This is a genomic window from Sphingomonas sp. MMS24-J45 (assembly GCF_044881195.1).
GTDB lineage: Bacteria > Pseudomonadota > Alphaproteobacteria > Sphingomonadales > Sphingomonadaceae > Sphingomonas.
On record NZ_CP173255.1, the window covers coordinates 383,165 to 400,941 of the forward strand.

Annotated in this window: 16 protein-coding genes; 11 read left to right on the top strand and 5 right to left on the bottom strand. The window is 65.8% G+C overall.

The features are described from left to right. The first annotated feature begins 49 nt into the window (after positions 1–49). Complete coding sequence (locus AB5I39_RS02010; protein WP_404370456.1) at positions 50–1,246, top strand: glycosyltransferase; 1,197 nt, start codon at positions 50–52, stop codon at positions 1,244–1,246. Here the strand turns inward: AB5I39_RS02010 and AB5I39_RS02015 are convergent. Both AB5I39_RS02015 and AB5I39_RS02020 read right to left on the bottom strand, forming a co-directional pair. Continuing rightward, positions 1,222–2,373 (bottom strand): aspartyl protease family protein, encoded by a 1,152-nt coding sequence (locus AB5I39_RS02015; RefSeq protein ID WP_404370459.1) that lies wholly within the window; start codon positions 2,371–2,373, stop codon positions 1,222–1,224. The two genes, AB5I39_RS02010 and AB5I39_RS02015, sit on opposite strands and share 25 nt — an antisense overlap. Positions 2,374–2,475: 102 nt before the next feature. After that, the gene (locus AB5I39_RS02020) at positions 2,476–3,969 is read right to left on the bottom strand and encodes an amidohydrolase family protein (RefSeq protein WP_404370462.1); all 1,494 of its coding nucleotides are present in this window, start codon (positions 3,967–3,969) and stop codon (positions 2,476–2,478) included. Between the two features lie 95 nt (positions 3,970–4,064). Between AB5I39_RS02020 and AB5I39_RS02025 the strand changes: the two genes are divergently transcribed. The 4 genes from AB5I39_RS02025 to AB5I39_RS02040 all read left to right on the top strand — a co-directional run bounded on the left by AB5I39_RS02025 (position 4,065) and on the right by AB5I39_RS02040 (position 8,451). Then, on the top strand, positions 4,065–6,386 hold the full coding sequence (locus AB5I39_RS02025; RefSeq protein ID WP_404370465.1) for an ATP-dependent helicase: 2,322 nt from the start codon (positions 4,065–4,067) through the stop codon (positions 6,384–6,386). Positions 6,387–6,574: 188 nt separating this feature from the next. Beyond that, the gene (locus AB5I39_RS02030) at positions 6,575–6,925 is read left to right on the top strand and encodes a DUF3147 family protein (protein WP_404370468.1); all 351 of its coding nucleotides are present in this window, start codon (positions 6,575–6,577) and stop codon (positions 6,923–6,925) included. Between the two features lie 110 nt (positions 6,926–7,035). Next, entirely contained in the window at positions 7,036–7,320 is a 285-nt protein-coding gene (locus AB5I39_RS02035) for a hypothetical protein (RefSeq protein ID WP_404370471.1), read from the top strand. Between the two features lie 171 nt (positions 7,321–7,491). Beyond that, a complete protein-coding gene (locus AB5I39_RS02040; RefSeq protein WP_404370474.1) occupies positions 7,492–8,451 on the top strand; it encodes a phosphatase PAP2 family protein in 960 nt (319 codons plus the stop codon). Here AB5I39_RS02040 and AB5I39_RS02045 read toward each other — a convergent pair. Further along, positions 8,448–8,771, bottom strand: a complete 324-nt coding sequence (locus tag AB5I39_RS02045; protein ID WP_404370477.1) for a hypothetical protein — start codon at positions 8,769–8,771, stop codon at positions 8,448–8,450. The two genes, AB5I39_RS02040 and AB5I39_RS02045, sit on opposite strands and share 4 nt — an antisense overlap. Positions 8,772–8,887: 116 nt before the next feature. On the opposite strand from AB5I39_RS02045, the gene AB5I39_RS02050 reads away from it, so the two are divergent. The 6 genes from AB5I39_RS02050 to AB5I39_RS02075 all read left to right on the top strand — a co-directional run bounded on the left by AB5I39_RS02050 (position 8,888) and on the right by AB5I39_RS02075 (position 15,493). Next, entirely contained in the window at positions 8,888–9,304 is a 417-nt protein-coding gene (locus AB5I39_RS02050) for a hypothetical protein (RefSeq protein ID WP_404370480.1), read from the top strand. 35 nt (positions 9,305–9,339) lie between these two features. Further along, complete coding sequence (locus tag AB5I39_RS02055; RefSeq protein WP_404370483.1) at positions 9,340–11,655, top strand: TonB-dependent receptor; 2,316 nt, start codon at positions 9,340–9,342, stop codon at positions 11,653–11,655. Then, the gene (locus tag AB5I39_RS02060) at positions 11,652–12,968 is read left to right on the top strand and encodes a PepSY-associated TM helix domain-containing protein (RefSeq protein ID WP_404370486.1); all 1,317 of its coding nucleotides are present in this window, start codon (positions 11,652–11,654) and stop codon (positions 12,966–12,968) included. Before AB5I39_RS02055 ends, AB5I39_RS02060 begins: the two co-directional genes overlap by 4 nt. A gap of 46 nt (positions 12,969–13,014) precedes the next feature. Further along, positions 13,015–13,404 (top strand): cupin domain-containing protein, encoded by a 390-nt coding sequence (locus AB5I39_RS02065; protein WP_404370489.1) that lies wholly within the window; start codon positions 13,015–13,017, stop codon positions 13,402–13,404. Positions 13,405–13,451: 47 nt separating this feature from the next. Next, positions 13,452–13,949 carry a pyridoxamine 5'-phosphate oxidase family protein gene (locus AB5I39_RS02070; protein ID WP_404370492.1) on the top strand — a complete coding sequence of 166 codons (498 nt, stop codon included), beginning with the start codon at positions 13,452–13,454 and terminating at the stop codon, positions 13,947–13,949. Between the two features lie 122 nt (positions 13,950–14,071). Continuing rightward, the gene (locus AB5I39_RS02075; RefSeq protein WP_404370495.1) at positions 14,072–15,493 is read left to right on the top strand and encodes an MFS transporter; all 1,422 of its coding nucleotides are present in this window, start codon (positions 14,072–14,074) and stop codon (positions 15,491–15,493) included. Positions 15,494–15,617: 124 nt separating this feature from the next. On the opposite strand, the gene AB5I39_RS02080 is transcribed toward AB5I39_RS02075, so the two are convergent. Beyond that, complete coding sequence (locus tag AB5I39_RS02080; protein WP_404370498.1) at positions 15,618–17,354, bottom strand: DUF885 domain-containing protein; 1,737 nt, start codon at positions 17,352–17,354, stop codon at positions 15,618–15,620. A gap of 100 nt (positions 17,355–17,454) precedes the next feature. Next, the gene (locus AB5I39_RS02085; RefSeq protein ID WP_404373961.1) at positions 17,455–17,748 is read right to left on the bottom strand and encodes a septum formation initiator family protein; all 294 of its coding nucleotides are present in this window, start codon (positions 17,746–17,748) and stop codon (positions 17,455–17,457) included. Positions 17,749–17,777: the final 29 nt, after the last annotated feature.

Consider the following 17,777-nt stretch of genomic DNA (forward strand, 5'->3'; position numbering starts at 1 on the left):
GCAACGCGCGAAATCGGGAATTCGGGTTGAAATCGTCACAGCCTGAGGCATGGTCGCGGAACCCGCCACCCGGCCGATCCCGGCACCCACTCTATTGGCAGAGTTACCGACCCCGTTGCGCGTCCTGACGTTTCTTTACAGCTTTGCCCCGGGCGGCGTCGAACGCGTCGCTGCACGCCTGCATCGGGCCTGGCGTGCAGGGGGAATCGACGCGCGCCTGGTGATGGCGGATGCGCGGATTGCCCCGCCCTTTGCCTTGGACGCCGTCGCGCAAGTTGCGCCCACGCCACGCAGCAGCACGCTCGCCCGGCTGATCGCCCTGGTGCGCGGCCTCCCCGCGATCATCACCGGGGGCGGCGTCGATCTGCTGTTCTGCGCTGGCAACACCTACACTGCCCCCGCCGTGCTGTTGCGCCTCGCGATGGGCCGCGCCTGCCCGCCAATTCTCGCCAAGATCAGCAACGATCTCGTTCGCCCGGACATGCCGTGGCTGGTACGATTTTTCTACCGTCGCTGGTTGCGCCTTCAGGGCCGCTATATCGATCATTTCGTCGGCATGGCCCCGGCAACGCGCGGCGAAATCGCGACGCTGGTGGGCGTGCCGGACGACCGCATCAGCGTGATCGAGGATCCGGCGCTGTCCGATGCCGATCTCGCCCGGCTGGCGCGAGTCCGCGATACCGCGCGGCGCGAGCATACGGGCCGCCATTTTCTGGCGATCGGACGCCTCGCCCCGCAGAAGAATTTCCCGCTGCTGCTCGATGCCTTCGCGCGAATCGCGCAGCCGGATGATTGCTTGCGCATTCTCGGCGAAGGCCCCGAACGCGCCGGGCTAGAGGCGCAGGCCGCCCGGCTCGGCATCGCCGACCGTGTTTCGCTGCCCGGCCATACCGACCCGCTCGACATCTGGCTGGGGCAAGCCGACGCCTTCGTCCTGTCCTCCGATTTCGAAGGCGTGCCAGCCGTGGTGATCGAAGCACTTGCCGCCGGGCTGCCGATCGTCGCGACCGATTGCTGCGTCAGCATGGCCGATCTGCTCGGCCACGGTACGCTCGGCAGCTTGGTCCCGGTCGGCGATGCAGCGGCGCTGGGCGCGGCGATGAACGCGGTGGCGTCGCAGGAACCTGCGGAAATCGTCGCCGCCCGCCGTGCTGCCGCTACGCGCTTCACGATCGAACATGCATCAGGCCGCTATATCGCCCTGATGCAGAATCTCGTCGCTCAGAGGTATGGCGCGAGCGTATAGCTGACCGTGCGCCGCGCCCCGTCGCGCTCCAGCACCAGCGTCACCGCCTTGCCCGGTGCACCGTTGATCATCCCCAGCGCGGCTTCCCACGGCATATCGATCAGAACGTCACCCACCGCCACGCCCGCCAGCGCCGCCGGGCTGTTGGTGCCGACGGCCTTCACCTCGATGCGATTGCGCTCGCGGTCGATCCATAGCCCCGACAGGCCATAACGCTGCGGCGGCACCGTCTGCGCGCTCGGCTTCACCCACAGCTTTCGCCCATGCGTATCGACCGACAGGTTGAAGCGCCGAAGGAACGACAGGCCCAGAATTCCGTCGAACTCGCCGCTCACGTTATTGCCGAGCAAGGTCACCAGCGGACGATCCTGCTTCGCGCCCCCCATTTCGATCGACTGCGTCCGCACGATCCGCGCGAGCGGTGCGGCCCCGCCGATCCCATTCGGCCGCGTCGGCGCAAACGGCGTGGTCGCGTTCCAGAGCCCGAGCCGCCGCGCCGCCTCGTTGTTGAGGAGCAATGGACTCGGCGATCCGGTGTCGAGCACGCAGCGGATCGGCCGCCCGTCCAGCAGCACCGTCGCGCTGATCCGCCGCGAACCCGCCGTCGGCCCGCCGCTGATCGGGATCGATGAATCGATCGCGACGAAACCAGGCCGGTCGCCACGGCCATCGGGATAGAAGCGCATCTCGCCCGCATCGAAATCGACATCGGTGTCGATCGCGGTGACCATCCCTGCTGCCAGCGCGCCGTAAATACCGGAATTATAGCCAAACTTGAACGCGTCGGAGAACATCACGTCGCGCTGCCGCAAGCCGCCGCCCATCAGCACGTCCTGCGCCAGATACAGCGTATAGGTGTCGCTCCCGCCCACGCCTTGCGACCGCTCGGTCGCGCGCGCCTGCAGTTTCAGCGTCTTGGCCAGATCGGGCCGAATCAGGCTGAGATAGGTGCCGGTGTCGATCATGAAAGTGTACGGGCCATTCGCCCCGATCATCACCGCCATGATGAGCCGCTCGTTCTCGACGGCAATGCGCGAGGTGAATACGCGCGGTTCCGCGCCCATGGCCATTCCCGGCAGTGCGACACCGCCCGCGATTGCCGCAACCACTTCGCGCCGACCGATCATAGTACGCCTCCACACACACATACCGACTACCGCCGTCGCGCGACACTTGTGTGACGGCTCGACTGGCCTGTCGATCATAAATCTTTGGAAGCAGACGACAAATCAATAAGCGCCGTAGCGGCCGCGCACCGACCCGAGCAGCTTCGCCGAATCGTATCCGACGCCGTCCTTGAACACCGTCTCGACATTGGTGATGTCGGCGATCTTTGCCGAGGGGTCCCCGGCGACCACGATCAGGTCGGCATTCTTGCCCGGTGCGATCGACCCGATCCGCGATGCGAGGCCAAGGTAGCTCGCACCATTCAGCGTCGCGATCTTGATCGCCTCGACCGGCGAGAAACCGCCGTCGACCAGCAATTCGATCGCGCGCAGATCGCCGAACCCCGGCAGGACGTTGCCAGCCCCGGTCGGATCAGGCCCGGCAAGCAGCAACCCGCCTGCCGCGACGAATTGCCGCTCCAGCGCGACCGCATTGGCGTAGAGCTTCGCCCCCTCCGCGCGCCGCTCGGGGTTCGCGCTGGCGAGTCGCTGGAACAAATAGAGATAGTCCGTCCGCGCTTCCGGCGTCATCAGGTCGAGGATGCGCTGCGGCAGCACGCGATATCTCGGCGAATCGGTTTCGAACACCGGCAGCGTGGAGGTCACCGCGACCTTCCGGTCGACCAGCGTGCGGATCAGCGCCGTCGCCTCCGGCCCGCCCGTCGTCATCGCCGCCAGCGTCGGATCGCCACCGCTCGACGGGCAGACGTCGGGGGCCTTGCCGGGGTCGAGCTGGGTATTCACGAAGAAGCCATGCTCCAGATCGTCGATCCCGAGCGCCGCCGCCTCGGGATAGGTGACCGAACACAGATGCCCCGTCACCTTGATGCCGCGTGCGTGGGCCGCGGTGATCGCCGCCTGCAACTGCGCGCGCGTGATGTTCATATAGGCCTTGAACGAGGTCACGCCCTGGTCCGCCCAATAGTCCACCATGCGCGTGGCATCGGCAGCATCGCGCAATTGGTGCATCTGGATGAACGGGCTGCCCGGCCCTTCCAGATACGGGCCGGTGACGTCCATATGCGGCCCCGGCAGCACGCCCGCATCGATCTGTCGCTTCATGTTGAGATCGGTATAGGGCTCCACGCTGCCCGCCGTGCGCAGCGTCGTCACCCCCATCGCCAGATACAGCCGCGGCGAGGAGAAGGTCATTTGCGGCACCATCACCGGGCTATCGCTATGGCCGTTCGGCTGTAGGTTCGGGCGCGCGATATAATATTGGTGGTCGTGCATCCCGACGATGCCAGGCAACATGGTCCGCCCGGAAAGATCGATCGTGCGATAGCCCACGGGCACCGCCTCACCGCCCGCCCGCACCGCGACGATCCGCTCTCCGTCGATCAACACGGTGCGATCGGCCACCGCGGGAGCGCCGGTGCCGTCGATCACCCGCACATGCGTCAGCGCGATCTTGCCGCGCGGCACGGTCACGAACGGCTCGACCGCCTTGCCCGGCTGGGCGGCAGGCGGGAGGATGCGCGCCGCCATGTCGATTTTCTGCGGCGCGGCGGCGATCAAGGCGAGCGACGCCGCTGCCAGTCCGAATCTGCGGATCATCGCCTGCTCCCCGTTCGTTGTTCGACCATGCTGCCCGACCCGCGCCCGCGTAGCAATGCTTGCCCTCGTCCGCGCCGTTCCCTACCTGTTCGCGCATGAGTCTCCCCGCGCCCCACAGCCCGCTTTCCGCCGACGAACCCGCCTATCTGCGCGGGCTCAACCCGCAACAGCGGGAGGCCGTGCTAACCACCGAAGGCCCGGTGCTGGTTCTGGCGGGCGCTGGCACGGGCAAGACCGCCGCGCTCACCGCGCGCCTCGCGCACCTGCTCAACACTCGGAAGGCGTGGCCGAGCGAGATCCTCAGCGTCACCTTCACCAACAAGGCCGCGCGCGAGATGCGCCACCGCGTCGGGCGGCTGGTCGGCGATGTGGTGGAGGGGATGCCGTGGCTCGGCACCTTCCACGCGATCGGCGCGAAGATGCTGCGCCGCCACGCCGAACTGGTCGGGCTGCAGAGCAATTTCACCATCCTCGATACCGACGATCAGCTGCGCCTGCTGAAGCAACTCATCCAGGCCGCCGACCTCGATGAGAAACGCTGGCCCGCCCGCCAACTCGCGGGACTGATCGACGGGTGGAAGAACAAGGGCCTCACGCCCGGCGACATCGACGCAGGCGAGTCCGAACTCTACGCCAACGGCCGTGGGCAGGAACTCTATGCCGCCTATCAGGCGCGGCTGATCGCGCTCAACGCCTGCGATTTCGGCGACCTGCTGCTGCACATGCTCGTCATCCTGAAGCGCGATCGCGACGTGCTGGCCGACTATCAGCGCCGCTTCAAATACATCATGGTGGACGAATATCAGGACACCAACAGCGTCCAATACCTCTGGCTCCGCCTTTTAGCGCAGGAGCGCAAGAACATCGCCTGCGTCGGCGACGACGACCAGTCGATCTATTCCTGGCGCGGCGCGCAGGTCGAGAATATCCTGAAATTCGAACGCGATTTCCCCGGTGCAAAGGTCATCCGGTTAGAGCAGAATTACCGCTCCACCCCGCACATCCTCGGCGCCGCCTCGGGCGTCATCGCCAACAATAGCGGCCGCCTCGGCAAGCAATTGTGGACCGAGCTCGACGCGGGCGAGAAGGTCAAGGTGCTCGGCGTGTGGGACGGGCCCGAGGAGGCACGCCGCGTCGGCGAGGAAATCGATGCGGCGCAAAGGGCCGGCAAGTCCCTCGACGACATCGCCATCCTCGTACGCGCGCAGCATCAGACGCGCGAGTTCGAAGACCGCTTCATCGCGACCGGCATCAACTACCGCATCGTCGGGGGTTTTCGCTTCTACGAACGCGCCGAAATCCGCGACGCGCTGGCCTATCTCCGCGTCGTCGCGCAACCCGCCGACGACCTCGCGTTCGATCGCATCGTCAACGTGCCCAAGCGCGGGCTCGGCGACAAGGCCGTGTCGCGCGTGCATCAGCTCGCCCGTGCGCAGGGCGTGCCGCTGGTCACCGCTGCCGCGCGCATCCTCGACACCGACGAGCTCACCGGTGCCGCCCGCAAATCGCTCGGCAATCTCGTGATCGACATGGCGCGGTGGCGCGCGCAGGCGACCGAGATTCCCCACGCCGACCTCGCCCGCATCATCCTGGACGAAAGCGGCTATACCGGCGCGCTGCAGGCCGAGAAATCGGTCGAAGCGGCCGGGCGCCTCGAAAACCTCACCGAACTCGTTCGCGCGATGGAGGAATATGAGAGCCTCGGCGCATTCCTCGAACACGTCAGCCTGGTGATGGACAATGAAGCCGCCGCCGAGGAACCCAAGGTCACGATCATGACGATCCACGCCGCCAAGGGCCTGGAGTATGACACGGTGTTCCTGGTCGGCTGGGAGGAAGGGCTATTCCCCTCGCAACGCGCAATCGACGAAGGCGGCACCAACAGCCTGGAGGAAGAACGCCGCCTCGCCTATGTCGCGATCACCCGCGCGCGCCGCCGCGCGACCATCCTCCACGCCGCCAACCGCCGCATCTACGGCCAGTGGACCAGCAGCATCCCGAGCCGCTTCGTCGGCGAACTGCCGCCCGAGCATATCGAGTCGGAGTCGAGCATGGCCGGCGGCGAGAGCCTGTGGCGCGCCAATTGGTCCGAACGCGCCGACCCCTTCGCCGACGTCGCCCGCGGCACCGGCCGCGGCCCCGGCTGGCAACGCGCGGCGGGGATCGACCCATCCAAGCCCGGCGGCAGCTACACCAGCCGCACCTTCAGCCGCGAACCCAGCCGCGTCCGCGAATCCAACGCCCCCGCCGTCAGCATCGGCAATGCCGGCCGCATCGACGTGTCGGTGGGCCTGCGCGTCTTCCACCAGAAGTTCGGCTACGGCCTGATTGCAGAGATCGAGGGCAACAAGCTGGAAATCGATTTCGAGACTGCCGGGCGGAAGCGGGTGATGGATAGCTTTGTTACGGTGGGGTGAAAACTCCCTTTCCCCTCAGGGGAGTTTGGGGTCGGACCCTCTCGCCGAACGATCGTCAACCGGCCCGGGCGTACGACACCGCCCCTCCGCGTGCACAGAACAAGCGTTTACGCCTAACTTTCCCCTCAACTACCGCGCCACAACACGCCCCTCTGGCGTCTCCCGCCCCACCGGCGCATAGCGAGGCCATGCTCTATCTGGCCCTTAAAGCGCTGATCTCCGGCATGCTCATCGCGGTCGCCTCCACGCTTGCGAAGCGCTATCCCGGCTTCGGTGCGCTGGTAGCCTCGCTGCCGCTGGTGTCGGTGCTCGGCATGATCTGGCTATGGAACGACAAGCCCGACGCGACGAACATGGCGGCGCATGTTCAAGCGACCTTCTGGTACGTCCCCCCCTCGCTGCCGATGTTCCTGGTGATTCCGGCCTTGCTGCGCGCCGGATGGGGCTTCTGGCCGTCGCTGGGGCTCGGCTGTGCGCTGACGATCGGTCTTTACGCGCTGATGGTCGCGCTCGCGCCGCGCTTCGGGATTGCCCTTTAGACGCCCTCGCCCCAACCTGTACCTAACCCTACGATCGCATTCAGCAACCATCGCGAATTACAGGCGTATTCCATCCTCAAGCCCGATCACCGGGCCGGAAGGATGAAGACATGAAGTTCACCCATCTCATCGCCGCCGGGCTCATGGTCGCCGGTCTCGGCGTCACCTCTACCGCCGCCTCGGCGCAGGATTACCGCGGCGGACGCGGCTATGACCAGCGCTATGATCGCCGCGATGATCGTCGCGACGACAGACGGTATGATCGCCGCGACTATCGCGACCACGGCCGCCATTACGGCTGGGACCGCGGACGGCATTACGGCTGGAACAATCGCGGTCGCAATTGCCGCGTCGAGTGGCAGCATCACCGTCGTGTAACGGTCTGCTACCGCTAAGGAACAAGGCCGGGCATGATGCGTTGGCGCTGTGCCCGGCCTCATCCAAAAATGTGATGGGTCAAATGTAATCTGGACGTCACAATATCTTCACGGCATGAAGGGTAACGGTCCGCTACGGACCTTTAACCGTCGGCGATGGCTATCGTCTGCATTTTCAGGCGTATTCGCGTGTCGATCCCGACTACTTCCCTCTTCGCCCTCCAGGCCCCGCCCTACCCCGGCAGCACCGCGCAGCGCGGGCTGATCGCCGGGCACTGGATCGCGCTCGGCCTGGCGCTCAGTTTCCTCTGCGTCGCCGCCCTGATGTTCGATGCGCGCATGTCGATCGACCCGCGCTCACCCGTCACCTGGGGCTTTGCCGGCGCGCTCCTGCTGTTCGGCGTGACGCGCTACGTGTTCCGCACCCCGCGCAGCGCGGCACAGCGCGTAGCGCGGGATCTGAGCGAGTTGGTCGGCGCGTTCATGGGCATTTCGCTGCTCGGCGCGACCGCGACCTATCCGCTCGCGGCGGATACGCACGGGTCGATCGATCCACTGCTGCAATCGGTCGATGCCGCGCTGCATTTCGATTGGGTCGCCTGGTATCAGACGGTGGCGGCGCATCGCTCGCTGCAACTGCTCGGTACGGCGGCCTATCAGAGCATCTATGTCACCCCGGCGCTGATCGTGGGCTATTGCGCGTGGTCGGATCGTCGGGCCGCGGCCCGCGGCTTCATCGCCACCTTCTGGCTTGCCGCGGTGATCACGCTGCTGCTGTTCCGCGTCATGCCCGCGATCGGCCCGTTCGCGACGCTATGGCACGGCCCGATTTCGTACATGCCCGAAAGCGCGCTGTACGAGGCAGACCTCTTCCCGCTGCTGCGGACGGGCAATCCCTATGTCGTCGATCTCGGTGCCTTGCGCGGGCTCGTCTCGGTGCCGAGCTTCCACACCGCCAGCGGCGTCGTCTACATTGCCACCGCCTGGCCGATCGCGCGGCTCCGCTGGCCGGTGCTGGCGCTGACCAGCGCGATGCTGCTGGCAACCCCGGTCGAGGGGACGCACTATCTGGCGGATATGCTGGCGGGTGCCACGGTCGCGATGGTGGCGGTACTGACGATCGCGGCAGTACGGCGGCGTCTGGCCTAAGCCTCGACCGCCATCAGCGCGGCGTCGCCATATTTCGGATCGTTCGCCGCAAATAGCGGGTTGGCCGCGAAATCGCGCTCGGTCAGCCCGACGCCGTTGAGCCCGGCCAGCTTGAACGTGCCAAGCTTCAGCTCCTTGGGCGGCTTGCCATCGCGCTCCAGCACCACGCCATCGACGAACAGATCGTCGTGCCGGGTGTAGATGATGTGCGGCGCAAGCGTGATGTCGGTGCGGTTATAGGTCGCGCGCAGGCACCGCTTGCGGACGATCGCCTCGAAGACGGTGGGAACGGGGCCGGAGGGTGCAGAAGCGGTAGGCATGGTAGCGCTATAATCCAAAATGGTGCGATGCAGCAAGTAACGACTGCGAAACGGAACGTTTCCACCCGGATCGGTGCGGGGTTGAGCAAAGAGCGATGAGGCGGTAGTGGGCCGCGATGGCGCGTTTCCGCTCCCTGATCCCGGCCCGCGCCGCGATGATCGTGCTGCTGCTATGCGTGCTCGCGGTCCGCATCGTCGTGCCGCAGGGGTTTATGTGGGGCACCGGCGCCGATGGATCGCGCGCGCTCGTGCTGTGCTCGGGTTCGGGCGCCCAAGCGATAACCCCGATCGCCGCCGCTGCGGTGGCGGCGCAACATCGCAGCGACCAGCGTGATCAGGACGGCAAGACCGCCGATCACCCCTGCGCCTTCGCCGCCGCGAGCCTCGCGATCGATCTTCCCGGCGACGCCTATCCGATTGCCGGCGAGCCAGACCGCGCCAACGCTCCGGCCCCGCTCCACCTCTTCGCCCGCCCCGGTCTCGGCCTTGCCGCCCCGCCGCCGCCCAAAACGGGACCACCCGCCTTCGCCTGACGCCTTTTCCTTCCCGTCAGACGAAAGCCCATTTCATGAAGATCACCACCACGCGCGCCGCCGTGCGCGCGTTCGCGCTGCTGGCATCGGCCGCCGCGCCTTATGCCGCTTATGCCGACGACATCGCTGCACCGGCCGCGAACCCCGATCAGGAGGACATCCTGGTCACCGCGCAACGCCGCACGCAAACTATCGAGAACGCGCCCGCCTCCAAGGCATCGGTCGATGCCGCCACGATCGCGACGACGATCAACGCGCGTAACGTCGAGGATACGCTGAAGTACCTCCCCAGCCTCGTCGTGCGCAAACGCCACATCGGGGACAGTCAGGCCCCGCTCGCCACGCGCACCTCGGGCCTCGGTGCCAGCGCGCGCAGCCTGATCTATGCCGATGGCGCGCTACTCTCGGCGCTGATCGGCAACAACAATACCTCGGCCAGCCCGCGCTGGAACCTGGTGTCGACCGAAGAAATTGCACGGATCGACGTGCTCTATGGTCCGTTCTCGGCGGCCTATGCCGGCAATTCGATCGGTGCGGTCGTCAACATCACCACGCGCCTGCCCGACCAGTTCGAGGGCACGCTGGTCGCCGGTACCACGATTCAACAGTATGACCTGTACGACACGCACCGGACGCTGCCGAGCTATCAACTCGGTGGCACGATCGGCGACCGGTTCGGGCCGCTGGCCGTCTTCGCGAGCGTCGACCATGTCGACAGCAGCGGCCAGCCGATAGGCTTCGCAACCGCGACGCGCCCGACCGCGACCAGCACCACCGGTACCCCCACCACCGGCGGCTTCAACGATCTGAACCGCACTGGCGGCGCGATCCGCGTGCTCGGCGCGACCGGGTTCGAACATCAGGTGCAGGACCGTTTCAAGATCAAGGCCGCGCTTGATCTCTCCTCGGCGTTGCGCCTGACCTATGTCGGCAGCCTGTTCCTGAACACGACCGATTCCACGGTCGAAAGCTATCTCACCAATCCTGCGGCAGGCACGCCGGTCTATGCTGGCAGGGTCAACAATGATGGTCGCGCCTACACGCTCGCCGCCAGCACCTTTTCCGGCAGCATCTATCGCACCGAGCAGCGGCAATGGTCGCACAACTTGTCCCTGAACGGCACCAGCAGCCGCGTCGACTGGCAAGTAATCGGCACGCTCTATGACGTCGACAAGGACCAGCAACGCGTCTCGAACACGGCACTGCCCGCCGGACAGACGGGCGGTGCGGGCTTCCTCACCGATCTCGCCGGAACCGGCTGGAAGACGCTCGACGCCAAGGGTGCGTGGCGCTCGGATGCGGCGGCGACGCATACCGTCAGCTTCGGCGCCCATGCCGATTGGTACGCGCTCAACAGCAACCGCTATAACACCGCCGATTGGGTCAGCGGGCCCAAAGGCACGCTCAACCTGCAAGGCAGCGGCAAGACTCGCACCTTGGCGCTGTGGGCGCAGGATGCGTGGCGCATCCTGCCGCCGCTGACGCTGACCCTTGGCGGCCGCTACGAATGGTGGCGGGCGTACGGCGGCGTCAACTTCTCGCAATCGCCGGCGATCGGCCCGGTCAATCAACCGACGCTCAGCAGCGCCAAATTCTCGCCCAAGGCCGCGCTTGCCTATGCGATCTACGATCACCTGACCGCCCGGTTGTCGTTCGGCCAGGCCTGGCGCTTCCCGACCGTCGGCGAACTCTACCAGATCGTCACCACGCCGGTCGCGTCGGTGCCCAACCCGACCCTCCGCCCAGAACGCGCACGGTCACTCGAATTGGCGCTGGAGCAGCATGACAGCCACGGCAGCGTCCGCGTATCGCTGTTCAACGAAGTGGTAAAGGACGCGCTGATCTCGCAGACCGGACCGCTGGCGGTGACGCCGGTTCAGGTCGGCACCTACGTCCAGAATGTCGATGAAACCCGCGCCCGCGGTGTCGAGCTGTACGTCGTCCGCAAGAATGTCGTGCCGCGGGTCGATCTGTCGGGCAGCGTGACCTATGCCGATGCGATCACCACGAAAAATGCGATCCTCCCCGCGGCGATCGGCAAGCTGCTGCCGAGCGTGCCGCACTGGAAGGCAAGCGCCGTCGCTACCTGGCGACCCGTGGACACCGTCGCGCTGACCGCCGCCGCGCGCTACGCCAGCCGCAATTACGGGACGCTCGATAACAGCGACGTGATCGGCAATACGTACCAAGGCTTCTACAAATATTTCGTCGTCGATCTGCGCGCGCAGATCCGCGCGGCCGAGCATATGGAGTTCGGCATCGGCGTCGATAACGTCAACAACGCCAAATACTTCCTCTTCCACCCCTTCCCGCAGCGCAGCTTCGCCGCCGACGTGAGGTTGACGTTTTGAGCGCGCCGAGCCTTTACCCGACAGTCTGGCGCTGGCATTTCTATGCTGGCCTGTTCGTGCTGCCGTTCATCCTGATCCTGTCGGTCACCGGATCGATCTATCTGTTCAAACCGCAGATCGATCGCTGGGAGGAGCGCGCGTATCTGGGGCTTGGCACACAGAACGCGGTGTCGCCTGATCAGCAATTGGCCGCCGCACTGGCGGCCAATCCCGGCGCACGCTTCAATCAATATCGCCTGCCGCGCGCCCCCGGCGATGCGGCGATGATCCAGCTGTTGCGCGGCGATGGGTCGAAGCGCGAAATCTACGTGTCACCGCAAGGCATGGTGCTCGGCAGCCTCGACCCCGATACGCGGATCGCGGCGGTGGTGTCGCGCATCCACGGATCGCTGCTGATCGGGCCGTGGGGCGATCGGCTGGTCGAACTCGCGGCAAGCTGGACGATCGTGATGCTGCTGTCCGGCCTCTATCTGTGGTGGCCGCGCCCGTTCCGGCTGGCCGGGACGGTGTGGCCCCGACTGGGCTTGCGCGGGCGTCCCTTGCTCAAGGATGTGCACCGCGTCACCGGCTTCTGGATCGCCGGACTGGTGCTGGTGATGCTCGCCAGCGGTTTGCCTTGGGCGGGTGCGTGGGGCGGCGCGTTCAAATGGGCGCGAACAGAGCTTGGCCTGATCAAGGGACCGCAGGACTGGAAGATCGGTACCGATGGCGGTCATGTCCGCCACCACGGCGCAATGCCTGAAATGGCGACGGCCGCGATCGTCGCTCCGAACGGCCTGCCGCTCTCGACCTTCGTTGCAAAGGCCGAAGCCCAGCACATGGCATTCCCGGTCCTGATCCTGCCGCCGCGCGCGATGCAGAAGTTCGGTGGCCCGACGGCCAACGTGTGGACCGTAAAATCGGAAGCGCAGAACCGCTGGCTCGCCCGACGCGTCAGTTACGATCCGGCGACCGGCGTGGAAACCGGCCGCAGCGGTTTTGCCGATCAGCATATCGTTGATCGGGTCGTGAACACCGGCGTCGCCTGGCACGAAGGGCAGCTGTTTGGCCTCGCCAATCAACTGATCGGGGTCGCGACGGCGCTTGCCCTGATCGCGATCAGCATCCTGGGCGTGCTGATGTGGCTGAAACGTCGTCCGCGCGGCGCACTCGGCGCCCCGCCACGGGTCGGCGACAGGCCGTCCCGGGGCGCTATCGCCGCGCTCATCGTCCTTGGGGTGCTGCTACCGCTCTTTGGTCTTTCCGTGGTCGTCATCGCCGTGGCCGACCGAATTGTTGCTGCAACGCGCCGCCCGGCTTCGACGTCAGGCTGACGTTTTGATGCGAAAATCGGCGGCGAGCTGCGCTACAAATCGCAACATGCCCCACCCGCTCATCGCCAAGCTGAACCTGTCGCCGCACCCGGAAGGGGGCTGGTACCGCGAGACGATGCGCCAGCCTGCTGCCGATCCCTCGGCACGCGGGCTGGCGACGGCGATCCTGTTCCTCCTGGAGGACGGCCAGCGCTCACACTGGCACCGCGTCGATGCGACCGAGCTGTGGCTGTGGCACGCCGGATCGCCGCTGACGCTGCGGATCGATCGGGAGGAACACCTGCTGACGGGTGAGAGCCCGCAGGCGATCGTACCAGCAAACGCCTGGCAATCCGCCGATGCGGCGCGCGGCTGGGCGCTGGTCAGTTGCGTCGTGACACCTGCGTTCGATTTCGCCGGTTTCGAACTCGCGCCGGAAGGCTGGTCACCCGGCTAACGGAACCGCGCGCCCTTCCGCCCGTTCCGGCAGAGAAGGAGACGACGATGTCGAACGAAGCAGAAATCGAACACAAATTTTGGAAGGCGCTGCGCTCGGATATGACCGTGATGCTCGGTCTCGCCGGCGTGGACGAAGGCCATACCCGCCCGATGACCGCGCAGCTGGATGGTGATGAAGACCGCGGCCCGATCTATTTCTTCACTTCGAAGGAAACCGAACTCGTCGGCGAACTGAAAGCAGGCGAAGGCTCGCGCGCCGTCGCAACCTTCGCCTCGAAGGGCAACGACGTCTTCGCCACGATCCACGGCAATCTCGTCGCGGACAATGATCGCGCCGTGATCGACCGGCTGTGGAACAGCTATGTCGCCGCCTGGTATGAGGGCGGCAAGGACGACCCCAAGCTGCAACTGCTGCGCCTCGATGCCGAGCGCGCGCAAGTGTGGGTCGATGCGTCCAGCCTGCTGGCCGGTGTGAAGGTCATGCTCGGGATCGACCCGAAACAGGACTATAAGGATAAGGTAGCCGAGGTTTCGCTGGCCTGATCTCGTCAGACTAGACCCTCGGTTTCATCCCCGCGAAGGCCGCGACCTATCTCCCCCCGCGGGAGGTGCGTCCCCGTCTTCGCGGGGATGACAATGTGTGAGCATCTAGGCAAAGGCAGCGCGTGACGTCATCCAATCCCGCCAATCCCGCCGACGGCCTTCCCCTTCCCCGCCGCTATGCCGCCATCGCGACACTGTGCCTGGGCACCGCGCTGATCATCATCGACGGCGGCGTCGCCAACATCGCTCTGCCGACAATTGCGCGCGAATTGCACATCGATCGATCGGCGGTCGTCTCCGTCGTGACCGTGTATCAGCTGATGCTGGTCATGCTCTTGCTCCCCTTCGCCGGGCTTGGCGAACGCATCGGTCTGAAGCGCCTGTACCAATGGGGCCAGTTGCTGTTCGCGGTCGCGACCTTGCTGTGCTTCTTCGCGAAAAGTCTCCCTTTCCTGCTGATCGTCCGCGCGGCGCAGGCGATCGGCGCGGCGGCGGCGCTCAGCGTCTCCTCCGCGCTCATCCGCGCGACCTATCCCGCCAAGCAACTCGGCAGCGGGCTCGGCATCAACTCCTCCATCGTATCGGCAGGTGCGGCGCTCGCGCCGACGCTCGGCGGCTTCATCCTCGGCATAGCCCCCTGGCCGTGGGTTTTCGCGAGCGCCGTACCGTTCGCGATCGGCTCGCTGATCCTCGGCCGCGCCCTCCCAGACACGCCACCGCGCGACACCCCGTTCGACGTGATCGGCGCGATCATGTGTGCAGCGATGTTCGGGCTGGTAATCGGCGGGCTGGAAAGCGGCGTACACGGTGACAGCCCGATCGTGTCCGCCGCGATCGTGCTGTCGGGCGCGCTCGTCGGCCTCTATTTCGTCCGGCGTCAGCGCAATACGCCCGACCCGATCCTGCCAGTCGATTTGCTCGGCCAACCCGTGCTGCTGCTGTCGGTTATCGGTGCCTATACGGCGTTCGTCGCGTCGATGACGCTGATCATCTCGATGCCGTTCCGGCTGCAGAGCGAATTCGGCTTCACGCCGGTCGAGATGGGCCTGTTGATGGCCCCCTGGCCTCTGACCAACGTCGTCGTCGCGCCGCTGTCGGGCTGGCTGTCGAGCAAGATCCCGGCGGGCGCGCTCGGCGGGATCGGCATGGCGATCTCGATCTTCGCGCTGATCCTCATCGCAAACCTGCCCGCCCACCCCAGCCATTTCGACGTGATCTGGCGGATGGCGCTGTGCGGCGCTGGCTTCGGCACTTTCCTGCCCCCCAACGCGCGCCTGATCATCGGCAGCGCCCCGCGCGAGCGCGCGGCAGCAGCGGGCGGGCTGGTCTCAACGACGCGCTTGCTCGGCCAGACGACCGGCGCGACGCTGGTCGCGGCGTTGCTCGCGCTCGGGCTCGGCGGTGGTGCCACCCCGCCGCTGGTGGCCGCGACGCTCGCGTTGATCGCCGGCATCTGCAGCCTCGCCCGTCTCCGCCCGTCGATCCGTATGCCGCAAAGCGCAGAGGTGGCGGAGGCGGTGCCGACGCTCAAACAGGCGCGGTGACCCTGCCAACCCTCCCCCGTTCGGGCTGAGCTTGTAGAAGCCCTGCCCTCCTCTCGGCACCGTGTTGAGTGGAGAACAGCCCTTCGACAAGCTCAGGGCGAACGGGTGGGAGTGAGCGGCCCCCTCAGAACACCGCCTTCCCATCCCCGCCCAGCATTGCCTTCCGCACCAGCGGGATCGGCGGGCCGCCATAGCGCAGGAATTCGTCGTGGAACGCCTTCCACGACGCCCGCCCGCCATGCGTCGCGGTCCAATCATCGCGCAGCTTGCGGATCATCAGCTTGCCCATCGTATAATTCAGATAGGCCGGATCATAGGTGCCCCGCGCCGATTGCTGCTTCGCACTACCCTCATCCTGATAGCATTGCTCGACAAACATCTTCCGCGACTGATCCTGCGTCATCGTCCCGCTGTGCAGCCCGATCGCGGACAGAAAGCGGCAGTTGCGCAGCAGCGCGTTCGACAATTGCCCGACATGCGTTTCCGCATCGCCCTTATGCAGCCCCGCTTCCCACATCATTTCCTCGGCATAATGCGCCCAGCCCTCGGCAAAGGCATAGCCGACGAACAGCCGCCCGAAGATCGACGGGGATGCGTTGGCGTGCCGGAATTGCAGGAAATGCCCCGGCATCACTTCGTGGACCGATGTGAACAGCAAATCCATCTTGCCGGGGATGAAGCCCTCCTGCTCGGCCTTGCTCCACGACGGGTCCGGCGGGGAAATGTAATAGACTGACGGGATACCCTTCTCGAACGGTCCGGGCGGATCGATGTACGCGCTGTTCTGCCGGTTATAGGGCGGGCTTTCCTCGACCAGCGCCTGTTCGTTGTCCGGGATCGTGACCACATCATTCGCCAGCACGAAGGCCCGCAGTTCAGGGATCTGCTTGCGCGCTTCGGCGACGGGATCGTTATTGGCGGGCTTGTTGGCGTTCATCTTCGCCATGCACGCCGGGATCGTCGCGCCCGGCGCGAACTGACCGCACGCCTCGGTCAGCGCCTTCTGGTTGCGCGCCAGATCAGCCTCTCCCGCCGCCTTCAGCGTGGCGAGCGGTACGTCGACGCCCTCGGTCTGCTTGATCATCCGCGAGAAGCGCTCCGCCCCTAGCGCGAAATCCTGCGTCGCGGTCGGGCGCTGCTTCTCCAGATGCGCCGCCAGATCGTGCATCGCCTGCGCCGCAACCTTCGCCGCCTTATCGAATTCCTCCTGCAACGCCGGGCTCTTCACCTTGGCAAACGCCTTCTTGGCATCGCCGGTGTAATAGTCGGCAAACCCGTTGAACGCCGCCACGCCATAATTGATGTAGCTGAGCGGCATCGGCGTCTTCAGGTTCGCCTTGATCTGCGCGGCCGCGTCCGGAATCTTGCGCAGAAAACTGACCATCGCGCGCATCCGCGTCGGCGCGTCGGCATAATTGCGCGCGATATAGACGTTGGGGTCGAGCCCCGCATTGACATACCAGGCCGGATTCTTGTGCGGGAAATCGGCATCTTCCAACCAGAACAATTTGCCAGATGCGACCGTGACCAGATAATCGCGCTCGAACGCCTCGTCCTTGGTCAGCTTCGCGGTGTCGAAGGCCTTCGCCTTGTCGATCGCCTCGCGCAGGAAATCACCCTGCCGCTTCAGCCCGCCCGGCGTCCAGTCGCCCAGCCCGCCATCGAAACTATGACGCCCCTGATAGACCGCGTCGGCCGGCGAAACCTTGAACCAATCCTCGATGAAGATATCGCGAAAACTCTTCCAGTCGCTCGTCGGCAGCGCGACCAGCGGCGCCATCGATCCCTTCGGCTCAGGCGGTGCCGACGCACAGGAGGTCAGCGCCAGAGCGGCGATCCCGGCCAACAAAACTGAACGCATAGCGGCTCCCTCAATTCGGTATCATGGGGACGCTGGCAGTTTGCGCAGGTTCGCGCCAGCCCGACCGGGACGGAGCGCTACACCGGCGCGGTGCGACCGATCACTTCTTGTCGTTAAGCGGAACGATCACGTCGTTCTTGTCCACCACGCCCAGATTCTTGAGCGCGAGTTCCTCGACCATATCCCGATCGGCATGTTTCGGATCGAGCAGCGCGACCCGGTTCTTCAAATCCGCGCGGTTCTTGTCGAGCATCGCCAGTTCGCGTTGTTTGACCGCCAACTGCCGCTCGATATCGCCATACGCCAACGCACCGTTAGGCCCGAAGATCGCATAGCCTCCGAAAAAGACACCGACGATCAATAGCGCCGCCGGCGCGATCGCGCGGCGGAGCATCGTCCTGAGAGTTGAGCGTTTCTTGACCA

What these genes read in the sequence shown, in the direction of transcription:
- AB5I39_RS02010 (WP_404370456.1), top strand. Translation starts at nt 50, where the DNA reads ATGGTCGCGGAACCCGCCACCCGGCCGATCCCGGCACCCACTCTATTG.
- AB5I39_RS02065 (WP_404370489.1), top strand. Translation starts at nt 13,015, where the DNA reads ATGCCCCACCCGCTCATCGCCAAGCTGAACCTGTCGCCGCACCCGGAA.
- AB5I39_RS02015 (WP_404370459.1), bottom strand. Translation starts at nt 2,373, where the DNA reads ATGATCGGTCGGCGCGAAGTGGTTGCGGCAATCGCGGGCGGTGTCGCA.
- AB5I39_RS02045 (WP_404370477.1), bottom strand. Translation starts at nt 8,771, where the DNA reads ATGCCTACCGCTTCTGCACCCTCCGGCCCCGTTCCCACCGTCTTCGAG.
- AB5I39_RS02085 (WP_404373961.1), bottom strand. Translation starts at nt 17,748, where the DNA reads ATGCTCCGCCGCGCGATCGCGCCGGCGGCGCTATTGATCGTCGGTGTC.
- AB5I39_RS02035 (WP_404370471.1), top strand. Translation starts at nt 7,036, where the DNA reads ATGAAGTTCACCCATCTCATCGCCGCCGGGCTCATGGTCGCCGGTCTC.
- AB5I39_RS02080 (WP_404370498.1), bottom strand. Translation starts at nt 17,354, where the DNA reads ATGCGTTCAGTTTTGTTGGCCGGGATCGCCGCTCTGGCGCTGACCTCC.
- AB5I39_RS02025 (WP_404370465.1), top strand. Translation starts at nt 4,065, where the DNA reads ATGAGTCTCCCCGCGCCCCACAGCCCGCTTTCCGCCGACGAACCCGCC.
- AB5I39_RS02020 (WP_404370462.1), bottom strand. Translation starts at nt 3,969, where the DNA reads ATGATCCGCAGATTCGGACTGGCAGCGGCGTCGCTCGCCTTGATCGCC.
- AB5I39_RS02050 (WP_404370480.1), top strand. Translation starts at nt 8,888, where the DNA reads ATGGCGCGTTTCCGCTCCCTGATCCCGGCCCGCGCCGCGATGATCGTG.
- AB5I39_RS02070 (WP_404370492.1), top strand. Translation starts at nt 13,452, where the DNA reads ATGTCGAACGAAGCAGAAATCGAACACAAATTTTGGAAGGCGCTGCGC.
- AB5I39_RS02055 (WP_404370483.1), top strand. Translation starts at nt 9,340, where the DNA reads ATGAAGATCACCACCACGCGCGCCGCCGTGCGCGCGTTCGCGCTGCTG.
- AB5I39_RS02030 (WP_404370468.1), top strand. Translation starts at nt 6,575, where the DNA reads ATGCTCTATCTGGCCCTTAAAGCGCTGATCTCCGGCATGCTCATCGCG.